Source organism: Solihabitans fulvus (assembly GCF_008386585.1).
Taxonomy (GTDB): Bacteria; Actinomycetota; Actinomycetes; order Mycobacteriales; family Pseudonocardiaceae; genus Solihabitans; species Solihabitans fulvus.
The window spans coordinates 57,470-71,036 of the sequence record NZ_VUOB01000037.1 but is presented as its reverse complement, the minus strand read 5'-3'; the positions used below and the strand labels follow the sequence as shown (position 1 = coordinate 71,036).

Here is a 13,567-nt window from a genome sequence, read left to right as displayed (position 1 = left end):
GTCGGGGTCATGGCTGGATTCACGGTCGGCGCAGGGCGTCCTCGGCACCGTACCCGCTCGGCAACACGGGGGTGGCCGAGCCCGAGGTGCCCTTCTCCAGGCCGGTGCCGATGCCTTCGAGCAGGTGCTTGCCGATCAACGCGTCCTCGGGCAGCGGGATCGGGTACACGCCGTCGAAACAGGCCCGGCACAGCCGGGACTTCGGCTGCTCGGTCGCCGCGATCAGGCTTTCCAGCGAGACGTAGGCGAGCGAGTCGGAGCCGATCGAGCGGCGGATGCCGTCCATGTCGAGGCCGTTGGCCACCAGCTCGGCGCGGGAGGCGAAGTCGATGCCGTAGAAGCAGGGCCAGCGCACCGGCGGCGACGCGATCCGGACGTGCACCTCGAGGGCGCCGGCCTCGCGCAGCATCCGCACCAGCGCGCGCTGGGTGTTGCCGCGCACGATCGAGTCGTCGACGACGACCAGCCGCTTGCCCCGGATCACCTCGCGCAGCGGGTTGAGCTTGAGCCGGATGCCGAGCTGGCGGATCGTCTGCGACGGCTGGATGAACGTCCTGCCGACGTAGGCGTTCTTCACCAGGCCGGAGCCGTAGGGGATGCCCGACGCCTGCGCGTAGCCGATCGCCGCAGGGGTGCCCGACTCGGGCACCGGGATGACGAGGTCGGCCTCGACAGGGGCCTCCTCGGCCAGCCTGCGGCCGATCTCCACCCGCGTGGCGTGCACCGAACGGCCCGCGATCGCGGTGTCCGGGCGGGCCAGGTAGACGTACTCGAAGACGCAGCCCTTGGGCTCCGGGTTGCCGAATCGGCTGCTGCGCAGGCCGTTCTCGTCGATGGTCAGCAGCTCGCCCGGCTCGACCTCGCGGACGAAGGACGCGCCGACGATGTCGAGGGCGGCCGTCTCGCTGGCCACCACCCAGCCGCGTTCGAGCCTGCCGAGCACCAGCGGATGCACGCCGTGCGGGTCGCGCGCCGCGTACAGCGTCGACTCGTCGGCGAAGACCAGGCAGAACGCGCCGCGCAGGGTCGGCAGCAGGTCCAGCGCGGCCTGCTCGACGCCCACGTCCGCGGCGGCCGCCGCGAGCAGCCCGCAGACGAGGTCGGAGTCGGTCGTCGCGCCGTTGCGGGTGTCCACCCCGGCCTCGCGGACCTTCGCCTGCAACTCGGCGGTGTTCACCAGGTTGCCGTTGTGGCCGAGCGAGATGCCGCTGCCGGCCGCGGTGTTGCGGAACGTCGGCTGCGCGTTCTCCCAGGTCGTCGACCCGGTCGTGGAGTAGCGGCAGTGGCCGACGGCGACGTGGCCGCGCAGCGAGGACAGCACCTGCTCGTCGAAGACCTGGCTGACCAGCCCGAGGTCCTTGAACACGACGATCTGGCGGCCGTCGGCGACGGAGATGCCCGCCGCTTCCTGCCCTCTGTGCTGAAGCGCGTACAGCCCGTAGTAGGTGAGTTTTGCGACCTCTTCGCCGGGCGCCCACACACCGAAGACGCCGCACTCCTCGCGCGGCTCGCGCTCGGGTTGTTCATGCGCGGTCAATTCGGGGTTGGGTTGTCCGGGTCCGGCTTCTGACTGGTCGGTGACCACCGAGTGCTCCCTGGAGGACGGAGTCGGACTGCACCTCAGTGTAAGTGGCAACAGGGGCTGTTCACGCTAGTCAGTACCCCCCGGACGTGAGCAAACGCACTGTTCGCGGTGTTCATGCGGTCACGGAGGCGAGTGGGACAGGTTGGCGAAACCACCCGTTCCGGGGTCAGTCCATCCGGAGGATCGGCAGCAACGCCGAGATGTCCGCCCGGCTACCGGACGCGTTGACCCGCCCGTCGCGCACCGCGTCGGCCCAGCGCAGTCGATCGGTGGCCAGTTCCAGCCAAGTCCGGGGATCGGTCTCGACCACGTTCGGCGGCGTCCCCCGGGTGTGCCGAGGCCCAGCAACGCACTGCACAGCAGCAAACGGCGGCACCCGAACCTCAACACTGTGCCCTGGCGCAATCTGCTCAAGCGTCCGAAGACTAAGCCGAACAGCAGCCGCCAGCACAGATCGCTCCGGCTGGTCCGCCCCGCCGGACAACCAAGGAAGAACGACGGCCACAGCCGCCCGAAGCTCATGCGCATCAACGGCCTGACGAGGAGACACACCCAAAGGCTACGGCGCGACCCCACACGCCCCGCCCGTTTTTCACTTCGTGACGGCGCGGGCCCACGCCCAGCGCCCAGCGCTCCGCTTTTCCACTTCGTGACGGTGCGGGGCGCGCGAGGCCCAAAAAACACAGGTAGCCAAGAAACCGGGCAGCGAGCGAAGCGAGTCGCCGGCCGGGGCGTCCTCACCTCTCAAACGGCCAGAGCGCCCTCACCTGCCATACGGCCCACACCCACAGAACACCACCGACCCCGACGCCAAATGCGTCGGGGTCGGTGGATACCGCAAAAGATCAACCCATGGCGTTGCGGACGGCCTCGGTGAGGAGTTCGTCCACCTGGTGCGACAGTCGCCTGGTGTCCACCGGGGAGAAGGTGCTCCACGGTTCGCTGCCGTTGGACGAGCGGCGCTGCTGTAGGTAGCGCCCGTTCTCGGTGTCGAAAAAGGCGACCACGCGCTCGGCGCGGTGCCGCTTGCCCCACTTGTCCCGTGCCGCGGCGCCGAAGTTCCCGGTGTGGGTGAGCCCGGTGAACATCTTCACCAGGGTCTCCGCGTCGCCTTCTCGGACGCCGCGTCCACGCAGGGCGTTCTCCAGTCCCTTGGGGGTGCCGTCGGCCTGCTTGACCGCGTCGTCCAGGTCAACGCTGCGCAGCGTCACCGAATGACCCGTGCCGGCCGGGTGCGCCGGCAGCTCGCCGACCACGGCGGACGGCAGCCCGGAGCCACCGGCCCTGCGCAGCGTGAGCTGCCCCTGGCTGAGCGTGGCGACGGCACCGTAGTCGCCGTTGGCGACGGCCAGCACCCGGACGCTGTGTCCGATCCAGATGCGGCCGTCCACCTCACGCTGCGGCCTGGCCAGCATGCGCACGAGATGGTCGAGCTCGGGGTCGAGGTCGACTGCTCGACCAAGCCCCTTGCTCTCCATCCCGTGCCACGCCTGCCGCTCAAGCTCATGCCGCTCGGCGTACGTCTTGCCCGGTGAGGGCACCTTGACGACCAGGGGCATCGGCCCGAGGTCCAAGTGCTCCCACAGCACGTCGAACTCCAGGGCCGACAGACTGATCGCCGTGCGCTCCGCCGGCCCGCCGAAGTACGTCACTGTCGCGGGGTCTCGCCGATCACCGACGGGGCGACCTTGCGGTCGTCACCGAACACGTCGTCGGTCTCGACCAGGTAGTCGGCCGTCTGGTGCTCGGTGTCCTCCTCGCCGTTCGCGCCATGACCCTGGCCGCCCATCGGGGCGCCGCCCTGGCCGCCGCGACCTGCCGCGCCCGCGCCGGCCGCGCCACCGCGACCGAGCTGCGACTCCTCGCCGAACGCGCCGAGACCGGAGGACGAGCCCTTGCCGGCCGCGTTGGACGAACCGCCCGCGCCACCAGCGCCACCGGCACCGCCGGAGCCGCCGGAGCCGAAGCGACGAGCCGCTTCCTCAGGCGACATGCGACCACCACCGGGACCGGAGCCGCCGCCACCGGGGCCACTGCCCGGACCGCCGCGGAAGCCGCCGGGACCGCGACCCGAGCCGGGGCCGCCTGGGCCTTCGCCGCCGGGGCCGGGCATGCCGCCCCAGCCGAACGGAGGCTGCTGGCCGGTACCGCCACCGACAGGCGGACGGTTCCAGCCGCCACCCGGCGGCTGGGTCTGCTGCGGCGGGGCCGGCGGCGGCATGTAGTGGCTCGGCGCCGTGATGGGACCGCCACCGCCACCGGGGTGGAACGTGGGGGGCGGGGGCGGGGAGTAGCTAGGCGTCGTGACCTGCTGCGGCGGAGTCCAGCCGCCACCACCGCCGCCACCGCTACCGCCACCGGCGAAGCTCGGCGAGGTGGTCCCGCTGTGCGAGGGGAGGCCGGGCGTGTTGTGGGTGTAGCTACCCGGCTGCACGCTGTAGTTGAAGTCGCTGTTCGACGGCTGCGGAGTGTCGACGACGACAGCGGGCGGGGCGACGAACGTGCCGAGCGTGTTGCGGTTCCACTCGCTGCTCGACTGGTAGTTGTTCATCACCTCGACGGCCTTCTGCTGCGCGCCGTCCTGCGCGCTCTCCTGCGTCTCGTGGTCCTTCGCCTGCTGGATCACGTGCCCGAGGTCACCGGTGAAGAAGCCAGCGACGTACGCGCCAGCGCCGGGCTTCTCGGTGGTGATCTTGACCGGCTCCGGCATCTCCTTGCGCGCGGTCGAGACGTACTCGCCCTGGAGCGTCGCGGAGGACTTCATCGTGGTCGAACCGGTCTGCGCGTCCTGCGCCCACTGGCCGAGCGGAGTCAGGCCCTGCACCGCCGAGGCGCCGGCGTCGCCCTCCCAGGCGACGTTGATCTTCTTCAGCGAGTCGTCGAGCTCCTTGTTGATGTCCTGGAGCGCGGTGGTGAGCCCACCCCAGGCGTCTTCGGAGGTCGTCGACGCCTGCGGTCCCGGACCGGCGTGGATCCAGTCGTAGAGCTGCTGGTGCTCGTGGCCTTGCCAGCGGTGGTCAGCCATCCGCTTCGTCCCCTCGGGTGCGTGTCCTGCCGGTTCGGTGAGGTCTGGTGGGTGGTGCTGCTACTCGACGGGAAGGTCAGGCGCGGCTGTGCTTGCCCCAGAGAGCCGCGTTGTCGCCCTCGACCTGTCGGTAGCTCGCCTCGGTCGCCTTGAGCGCGTCGACCGTGCCCTGCAACTGCTGCTGGTAGCCCTTGAGGACGTCCAGCGCGGAGTTCGCGTCGCTGCGGGCGCGGTTGTTGAAGTGGTCGGCGGTCTCGGTGCTCACCGGGTCGCCCGCCCATGGCGAGACGTCCAGGTCCTGAATGGTCCGAATCTGCAGCTTGACCTTGTCGAGCGCAGTCTCGAAGCTGGCCCGCGCCGCCGGAATCGCAGAGGGGTCGATGCTCAGCTTCTGCTGCTTCCCAACGTAGTCAGGCAACGGGCTCGACGACGAGCCCCCACCGTCGGCGATGAACACGACACGCCTCCCTGTGACTGTGAATCTGTACCTGCCCCAGTGTGCATTTGGGACGACTCTAACTCTGATGCATGACGTAACGGGGTGGTTCCCACCAAATTCGTGCTACAGCGACGCGACGACCAGCTCAGCTGCCTTGGCGGCGCCCTGACAGCGCTCCTCGGGCGTGGTCGCCCGGTCCGGCTTGAGCGAGACGTCGGTGAACTGGACGACGAGGTACTGGCCGTCGGCGACGTCCACCTGGACGAAACACGCCTGGCCGGTGGTGTACCTGATCGCCGGGAAACCGGCGGCCTGCACGCTGGTCTTGTCCTTGGGAGTGTTCACCTTCAACCAGTCGGCAATGCCCTGGTTGGCGACCGGCGCGAAACTCAGCCCGATGTCCTTCGCCCCGGTGCCGGAGCTGTTGAAGTCATCACAGGCGGGCCCCTTGCCGAACATGGCCGAGGCTGCGCCGGCCAGCGGAGGGCGGTCCAGGCCGAACGCCTGCTTGAGCTGCGGCGTGTAGAGGGCGCACGGGTCGGTGATCTTCTTGAGATCAACCTGCCGAGGCCTGGTCACAGGCGTCGCGGCCGAGCTGGCCGAGGTCGACGCCGAACCCGAACCTGCGGTCGACGGCGCGGTCGAGGCGCCAACGCTCCCGGTTCCAGACGCGGTACCACCGGTCTTGTCCGAGCAGCCGGTGATCGCGAGGACGGGCACGGTCACGACGGCCAGCGCGAGCGCGAGGCGCTGCCAGGTACTCCGCATGGGGCCAAACCTACCGAACACCCGCACACGGTGAGCAGCGAACCGGGGACAACACGCAACGGATGACGCCGGCGTGACTCGCACCACGCGCAGACCTTCCAGACGAACACGCACAGTCCGCACATTGCACTCGAACGGGGCATTGCCGCACCGGGCCCAAAAAGAAAGCCTCCTTACGAAACGATGCGCCGCCGCCCTGACGCGCCGAGGAGCAGCATGCTGCGCAAACGTCAGGTCCCCTGGTTGCTGGCGACCCTGCTGGGGCTGACCCTGCTCGTGCCGGACGCCCCGGCCGGCGCGGGGCCAAGCCCAGGGCCGAGCCCGGGGTTCGCCGCGCCGACGCAACCCGGGCAGGTCAGCACGGTGCCGGACTGGCGCCTCCAGTCCAGCGCGACCGCGACCCAGGGCGGCGACGCCATCTCCCGGCCCGCCTACGACGACAGGGGCTGGCTCACCGTGCCGGCCAGGTCGACCGTGTTCGGCGGCCTGCTCGCCAACAACAAATACGGGGACGTCAACTACTCGACCAACCTCAGGGACAAGGTCAACAAGGCCGACTTCGCGGTCGCCTGGTGGTACCGGCGCTCGTTCACCGCGCCCCCACAGACCGCGCCCCCACAGACCCCACAGACCGCGCCCTCACGGACCGCGCAGCCCGGCGGCCACACCTTCCTGCGGCTCACGGGCGGCGTGATCCCGCGCGCCGAGGTCTGGCTCAACGGCACCAGGGTCGCGGGCCCCGACCAGGTCGCCGGCGCCTACCCGGCGCACGAGTTCGACGTCACCAGCCTGCTCACCGGCGGCGCCAACGCCCTGGCCATCAAGGCGTTCCCGGCCGATCCGAAGAAGGACCTGGCGATCAGCTTCGTGGACTGGTCCCCGCCCGCCCCGGACAACGACATGGGCGTGTGGCGGGACGTGCAGTTCGCCCAGTCCGGCGCGGTGTCCGTGCGCAACGCGCGGGTGGTCACCGCGCTCGCGCTGCCCGGCCTGGCCAGCGCCGACCTGACCGTCCGCGCCGAGGTCCGCAACAACACCAACCAGTCCGTCAACACCCAGGTGTCCGGCACCATCAACGCAATCGCCTTCAGCCAGCAGATCACCCTCAAGCCAAACGAGACCCGCACGGTGTCCTTCGCACCGGACGGCTACCCAAGCCTGCGCGTGGCGAACCCGAAAGTCTGGTGGCCCTACCAGTACGGCGACCAGCCGCTCTACCACCTCTCGCTCGCCGCGACCGTCAACGGCCAGCCGTCCGACTCGGCCGACACCGACTTCGGCATCCGCGACGTGAAGTCCACGCTCACCGACGCGGGCTCGATGCGGCTGACGGTCAACGGCAAGGACATGTTGATCCGCGGCGGCGGCTGGTCCTCAGACCTGTTCCTGCGCTACGACAGGCAGCGCATGACCGACCAGCTCTCCTACGTCCGCGACCTCGGGCTGAACACGGTTCGCCTTGAGGGCAAGGAGGAGAACGACGAGCTGTACCAGCTGGCCGACCAGCTCGGCATCATGCTGCTGCCCGGCTGGGAGTGCTGCTCGTGGTGGCAGTCCGACGGCAAGTGGAGCGAGCTGGACCACGCGACGGCCAAGGCGTCCGCGGTGACCGAGGGCGCGCGGCTGCGCAACCACCCCAGCGTGGTCGGCTTCTACGTCGGCAGCGACGAGACCCCGTCGGCGCGCACCACCAAGGACTACGTGGACGGCCTGAACGCGGCCGACTGGCAGGTGCCGATCATCCCGTCCGCGGCCAAGCGCACCAACGCGCAGCTCGGCGACTCCGGCAACAAGATGGCGGGTCCGTACTGGTGGGTGCCGCCGAACTACTGGTACGCCACCAAGTTCGGTGGCGCTGGCGCGGCAGGGTTCGCCTCGGAGGTGGGGCCTGGTCCGACCATCTCTGACCTGGACGCGCTCAGGAAGTACCTGTCCCCCACCGAGCTGACCGACCTGTGGAAGAACCCGACCAAGGCGCAGTACCACCTGTCGCCGAGCGGGGTGTTCAGCAAGCTCGGCTCGTTCCACACCGCGCTCGCCGCCCGCTACGGCGCGCCGACCAGCCTCGAGGACTTCACCCGCAAGGCGCAGCTGACCAACTACGAGGTGAACCGCGCGCAGTTCGAGGCGTACGGGCGGGACCAGTCCGACGCGCGGAACCCGGCGACCGGCGTCATCTACTGGATGCTCAACAACCCGTGGCCGACGATCTACTGGCACCTGTTCGACAACTCGCTCGCGCCGTCCGGCTCCTACTTCGGGGCCAAGTCCGCGCTGCGGCCGCTGCACGCCCAGTACTCCTACGACGACCGCTCCATCGCGCTGGTGAACACCGGCCTCGCCGACCGGGCCGGCCTGTCCGTGCAGACCACCGTGTTCGACCTGGACGGCACGGTGCGGTCCGACAGCACCAGGAAGTCGGTCACCGCCAAGGGAAACGGCTCGGTGTCGGTCGACACCATGCCGAAGCCCGCCGGGCTGTCCACGACGTACTTCGTGCGGCTGCTGGTGCGCGACGCCGGCGGCCAGGTGCTCGACAGGAACGTGTACTGGCTGTCCACAAAGGACGATCAGCTCGACTGGGCGAAGTCGACCTGGTACGACACCCCGCAGAGCGGCTACGCGGACCTGACCGGGCTCCAGCGGCTCAAGCAGGCCACCGTGGACGTCAGCTCGACCAGCACGCCGACCGGCGACCGGATGGACACCGCGGTGACGCTGTCCAACAAGGGGTCGAGCGTCGCGTTCTTCCTGCGCGCGTCGATCCGCAGGGGCGTCGGCGGCGCGGAGGTGACGCCGGTGACGTGGTCCGACGACTACGTGACGATCTGGCCGGGCGAGTCCGTGACGGTGCACGCGCAGTACCGGCAGGCCGACCTCGGCGGCGCAACCCCGACCGTGCAGGTCTCCGGAATGAACACGCACTGACCACGGCGACGGTTCGACCGGGTCCGGCAGCGGACCCGGTCGAACCCCGGTCGAACCCGCCGCCCGTGCGGCCGGGAGGGGCGCGCGACGGGGATCGAGGAACTAACCTCGCGTCGTGGCGTCACACAGCGGCCCAGGCCGAATCGAGGACTACGCACTGCTGTCCGACCTGCGCACCGCCGCGCTGGTCGGGCTCGACGGCTCGATCGACTGGCTGTGCATGCCGCGATTCGACTCGCCGTCCTGCTTCGCCAGGCTGCTCGGCGACGAGCAGAGCGGCCACTGGCGGATCGGGCCGACGGGCGAGGTGCTGGAGGTCTCCAGGCGCTACCGCGACAACACCCTGGTGCTGGAGACGGAGTTCCGCACCGACGACGGGGTGGTGCGGCTGATCGACACCATGCCGCCGCAGGAACACGACGCCGACGCGAACACCCGGCTGGTGCGGGTGATCGAGGGCGTGTCCGGCGAGGTCGAGGTGTCGCTGCGCTGGGTGGTGCGGTTCGCCTACGCCGACTCGGTGCCGTGGGTGCGCCGGCACCACCTGCACGAGCAGGAGTGCATCGTCGCGGTGGCCGGGCCGTCCGCCGTCGCCCTGTACGGCGACCGGCTGCCCTACCGGGTGCACCACGAGCGGGCGCACGAGGCGGTGTTCACCGTCGCGGCTGGCCAGCGCCTCGCCTGGACGATGGAGTTCCTGGCCGTCCCGGACGAGCCGCCGCCCCCGCTGGACGCCGAGAGCGAGGTCCGCCGCAGCGAGCGCTTCTGGCGCGACTGGTCGGGGCGGATCACCTACGACGGACCGCACGCTGAGCAGGTGCACCGGTCCCTGGCCACGCTCAAGGGCCTGACCTACGCGCCGACCGGCGGCATCGTCGCCGCGCCGACCACGTCGCTGCCCGAGCAGCTCGGCGGGGAACGCAACTGGGACTACCGGTACTGCTGGCTGCGCGACGCCACGCTGACGCTGTTGGCGTTCGACAACTTCGGCTGCTCGAGCGAGGCCGAGTCGTGGCGGAAGTGGCTGCGCCGCGCGGTCGCCGGCGACCCCGGCGACGTGCAGATCATGTACGGGCTGTCCGGCGAGCGGCACCTCGTGGAGTGGGAGGTGGACTGGCTGCCCGGCTACCAGGGCGCGAAGCCGGTGCGGATCGGCAACGCCGCCTACCGGCAGCTCCAGCTCGACGTCTACGGCGAGGTGATGGACGCGCTGCACCTCGCGCGGGAGCGGGGGCTCGGCGAGACCGCCGACTCGTGGGCGATGCAGCGCGGGCTGCTGCGGCACCTCGAGGAGATCTGGCAGCAGCCGGACAAGGGCCTGTGGGAGGTGCGCGGCCCCGACCGGTACTTCACCCACTCCAGGGTGATGGTGTGGGTGGCGTTCGACCGGGCGGTCCGGGCCGTCGAGGAGGACGGGCTGCCTGGGCCGGTCGACCGGTGGCGGGAGCTGCGCGACGAGGTGCACGCCGAGGTGCTGGCCAAGGGGTGGAACGACGAGGTCGGCGCGTTCACCCAGTACTACGGCGGCACCGACCTGGACGCGGCGACCCTGCTCATCCCGGCCGTCGGTTTCCTGCCAGGCCGCGACGAGCGGGTGCTGGCCACCATCGAGGCGGTCAGCGCGCAGCTCAGGCACGGCGACCTGGTCGACCGGTACACGACCGTGCCTGGCGAGTCGACGGTGGACGGCCTGGTCGGCACGGAGGGCTCGTTCCTGGCGTGCTCGTTCTGGTTCGTCGACGCGCTCGCGCTGGCCGGCCGGCGGTCGGAGGCCGAGGCGATGTTCGGCAGGCTGCTCGGCCTTGCCAACGACGTCGGCCTGCTCGCCGAGGAGTACGACGCCGAGCGGGGCCGGTTCACCGGCAACTTCCCGCAGGCGTTCAGCCATCTCGCGCTGGTGAACAGCGCCGCGGTGCTCTACGGCGACGGGCACAGCCGGCACGAGCGCGACCGCCGCAACGGCGACTCCTGACCCGGACGCTCCCGGGGCGGCCTCACCCGCAAGATCCACCGCACAGGTCAGTACACCTAGACGCCGGTCCGTCCGTCGACGAGCTCCCGCACGATGTCGAGATGCCCGTTGTGTCGGGAGATCTCTTCGATGAGGTGGAGGATCACCCAGCGGAGGTCCACGTGGCGGCCGTCGCTGATGGAGCGCTTGGCCCGTGAGTTCAGGTCGTGGTCGGCCAGCAGGCGACGGTAGCGGTCGCTCTGCTCCTCGTATTCGGCGAGCAGCCGGGGCAACGGAATGTCGACCGCTGTCCGCATCTCGGGGTCGGGGTCCTCGTCGCTCGCCTGCGTGAGCGGACCCGAGGGTTCCTCCCCGAGGAACATCACTTGGACCCAGTGGTACTCGACCCACCGCAGATGGCTGATCAGCCCGCACAGGGTCATCAGCGGCGAGTTCGGAAGCGGGGCTCTGCTGGCGTCTTCCTCGGACACGCCCTCGCACTTGGCTCGCGCCGTGTCACGGGCGTAGTCCAGGAAGGTGCTCAGCTGCGTGCGCTCGTCCCAGGTGGGAGGCGTGTCGGTTCGTTGCGTCATCGTCGGGAGTTTCACGCAAGTCGGTGGGGCGGTCGAGCGATTATTGGGCGGGATCCACCGGACACCGCCCTAGTCGCCGTGCAGCAGGCGGTCGATGTCCTCCGGCGGTCCCGGCCTGGCGAAGAACCAGCCCTGGCCCGCGTCGCAGCCGATCCGGCGCAGCCGCTCGGCCTGCGCGGGCGTCTCGACACCCTCCGCGGTGACGGTCAGGTCGAGCGCGTGCGCCAGCTGCACCAGGGTCGCCACGATCTGGGCGTCCACCGGGTCCGCGCCGTCCGCCGCGCGCAGGCCCTCCATGAACGAGCCCGCCACCTTCAGCTCGTGCACCGGCAGGTGCCGCAGGTAGGCCAGGTTCGAGTAGCCGGTGCCGAAGTCGTCGATGGCGATCCGCACGCCCATGTCCGACAGGCTGCGCAGCGCCTCCAGCGGCTCGTCCGCAGTGCCCATGATCGCGCTCTCGGTGAGCTCCAGCTGGAGATGCGTCGGCGGCAGCTCGCACTCGTCGAGGATCCGCCGCACGTCCCGCACCAGCTCGGGGTCGCGGGACTGCCGCACCGCGAGGTTGACGCTCACGAACGGCGCGCTGTCGCCGAACTCGACCAACCAGCGGCGGGCCTGCTCGCACGCCTTGCGCAGCACCCACCTGCCCAGCGGCACGATCAGCCCGGTCTCCTCGGCCAGCTCGATGAACCGGTCCGGCGCGAGCCGCCCGAACTCCGGGTGCTGCCAGCGGACCAGCGCCTCGACGCCGACCACCGTGCTGTCCTCCAGCCGCACCAACGGCTGGTAGTCGACGTAGAACTCGTCCCGCTCCAACGCGGCCGGCATCGTCGCGGACAGCGTGAACCTGGCGACCTCGCGGGCGTTGCGCTCCGGGTCGTACAGCGCCCAGCGGCTCTTGCCGTCCGCCTTCGCCCAGTACAGCGTGATGTCCGCGTCGCGCATCTGCTCGGCGGCCGTGGTGCCGGCGACAGCCCGCTCCACGATGCCGATGCTCGCGGAGATCGACAGCTCGTGGCCGCCGATCCGCACCGGGCCCTCCAGCGTGCGCAGCACGCGGTCCGCCACCTCGACGATGTCCTGCGTGCCGGCCGAGCCCTCCACCAGGATGACGAACTCGTCGCCACCCATCCTGGCCACCAGCCTGCCCTCGCCGGCCACCGAGCTGTCCAGCCGCCGCCCGACCTCGATCAGCAGCTGGTCGCCGATGTCGTGCCCGAGGCTGTCGTTGATCACCTTGAAGCCGTCGAGGTCGAGGTAGCACAGGCCGACCCTGGCGCGCGGGCTGCGCACGTTGAACGCCTTGCCGAGCCGCTCGAGGAACAGCGCCCGGTTGGGCAGCCCGGTCAGCGGGTCGTGCAGGGCCTGGAAACGCAGCCGGTTCTGCAACAGGTGCCGGTCGGTGACGTCCTCGATCATCGCCACCTGGTACTGCGGCTCGCCGTGGTCGTCGCGGACCAGCGACAGCGTCAGGTGCGTCCACACCTGCTCGCCGTCCGCGCGGTTGAACCGCTTCTCCGCGCGGTAGTGGTCGCACTCGCCCCTGATCAGCTGGTCGTAGAGCCGCCAGACGCTCGCCGCGTCCTCGGGGTGCATGAGGTCGCGGACGTTGCGGGCGCGCATCTCCTCGACGGTGTAGCCGAGCATGTCCTGGAGCGACTGGTTGACGTCCAGGATGGTGCCGTCGATCGCGGCGATGCCGATGCCGATCGCGGCCTCGGTGAACATGGCCCGAAACCGCGCCTCACTGGCCCGCAGGGCGGTCTCCGCCTGGTCCCGCGCGTCGAGCACGGCGGCGCGGATCGCCTCCTGCTCGGCGAGGGTCCGCTCGCGCAGCGCGCGGGAGTAGCCGGCGGCCAGGGCGCCCTGGAGCGCGGCCAGCCGCGACCGCATCCGCTCGTCGCCCGCCAGGCCGAGTGCGGTGAGTAAATCGTCGCCGAGCAGCTGGACGGTGCGGCCGAGCGTGTCGGTGCTGGTGAAGTGCGCCTCGACCAGCCTGGTGCCGATGTCGTAGCCGGGCGCGGTGCGGAACGGGTTCGTGTACAGCGCGCCGACGAGCAGCTCGGTCAGCGCCCGCAGGTGATCGGCGACCTCGGCCCTGGTCATCGGCACGTAGCTGCTGCCGATGACGGCCGTGGCCCAGCTGCGCGCGAACGACTCCGCGCCGGCCAGCACCGCGGGATCGAGCCCGGTTGCGCTTGGCGACACGCTGTGGAACGTCCGGTCGGTCATGTTCGCCTGCCAGGGGGTCGGCAAGGACGGTGGTGGGGACTCTGCG

Annotated in this window: 10 protein-coding genes; 2 read left to right on the top strand and 8 right to left on the bottom strand. The window is 70.5% G+C overall.

The window, feature by feature from the left end; all coding sequences use genetic code 11:
* Positions 1–19: 19 nt before the first annotated feature.
* The 6 genes from purF to F0L68_RS20610 all read right to left on the bottom strand — a co-directional run bounded on the left by purF (position 20) and on the right by F0L68_RS20610 (position 5,817).
* Positions 20–1,585, bottom strand: a complete 1,566-nt coding sequence (gene purF, locus F0L68_RS20635) for an amidophosphoribosyltransferase (RefSeq protein ID WP_149851262.1) — start codon at positions 1,583–1,585, stop codon at positions 20–22.
* Positions 1,586–1,751: 166 nt separating this feature from the next.
* Entirely contained in the window at positions 1,752–2,135 is a 384-nt protein-coding gene (locus tag F0L68_RS20630; RefSeq protein WP_149851261.1) for a sterol carrier family protein, read from the bottom strand.
* A 295-nt stretch (positions 2,136–2,430) separates the two neighbouring features.
* Positions 2,431–3,237 carry an ESX secretion-associated protein EspG gene (locus F0L68_RS20625; RefSeq protein ID WP_149851260.1) on the bottom strand — a complete coding sequence of 269 codons (807 nt, stop codon included), beginning with the start codon at positions 3,235–3,237 and terminating at the stop codon, positions 2,431–2,433.
* Positions 3,234–4,610, bottom strand: a complete 1,377-nt coding sequence (locus tag F0L68_RS20620; protein WP_149851259.1) for a PPE domain-containing protein — start codon at positions 4,608–4,610, stop codon at positions 3,234–3,236. Before F0L68_RS20620 ends, F0L68_RS20625 begins: the two co-directional genes overlap by 4 nt.
* A 76-nt stretch (positions 4,611–4,686) precedes the next feature.
* Positions 4,687–5,067, bottom strand: a complete 381-nt coding sequence (locus F0L68_RS20615) for a ubiquitin-conjugating enzyme family protein (protein WP_149851258.1) — start codon at positions 5,065–5,067, stop codon at positions 4,687–4,689.
* Between the two features lie 105 nt (positions 5,068–5,172).
* Positions 5,173–5,817, bottom strand: a complete 645-nt coding sequence (locus F0L68_RS20610; RefSeq protein WP_149851257.1) for a DUF3558 domain-containing protein — start codon at positions 5,815–5,817, stop codon at positions 5,173–5,175.
* 216 nt (positions 5,818–6,033) lie between these two features.
* On the opposite strand from F0L68_RS20610, the gene F0L68_RS20605 reads away from it, so the two are divergent.
* Positions 6,034–8,745, top strand: coding sequence for a glycoside hydrolase family 2 protein (locus tag F0L68_RS20605; RefSeq protein WP_188316706.1), 2,712 nt, complete (start codon positions 6,034–6,036; stop codon positions 8,743–8,745).
* Positions 8,746–8,860: 115 nt separating this feature from the next.
* Positions 8,861–10,717 (top strand): glycoside hydrolase family 15 protein, encoded by a 1,857-nt coding sequence (locus F0L68_RS20600; RefSeq protein WP_223198981.1) that lies wholly within the window; start codon positions 8,861–8,863, stop codon positions 10,715–10,717.
* 56 nt (positions 10,718–10,773) lie between these two features.
* On the opposite strand, the gene F0L68_RS20595 is transcribed toward F0L68_RS20600, so the two are convergent.
* Both F0L68_RS20595 and F0L68_RS20590 read right to left on the bottom strand, forming a co-directional pair.
* On the bottom strand, positions 10,774–11,289 hold the full coding sequence (locus F0L68_RS20595; protein ID WP_149851255.1) for a DinB family protein: 516 nt from the start codon (positions 11,287–11,289) through the stop codon (positions 10,774–10,776).
* 69 nt (positions 11,290–11,358) lie between these two features.
* Positions 11,359–13,521 carry a putative bifunctional diguanylate cyclase/phosphodiesterase gene (locus tag F0L68_RS20590; RefSeq protein ID WP_188316705.1) on the bottom strand — a complete coding sequence of 721 codons (2,163 nt, stop codon included), beginning with the start codon at positions 13,519–13,521 and terminating at the stop codon, positions 11,359–11,361.
* Between the last annotated feature and the right edge of the window lie 46 nt (positions 13,522–13,567).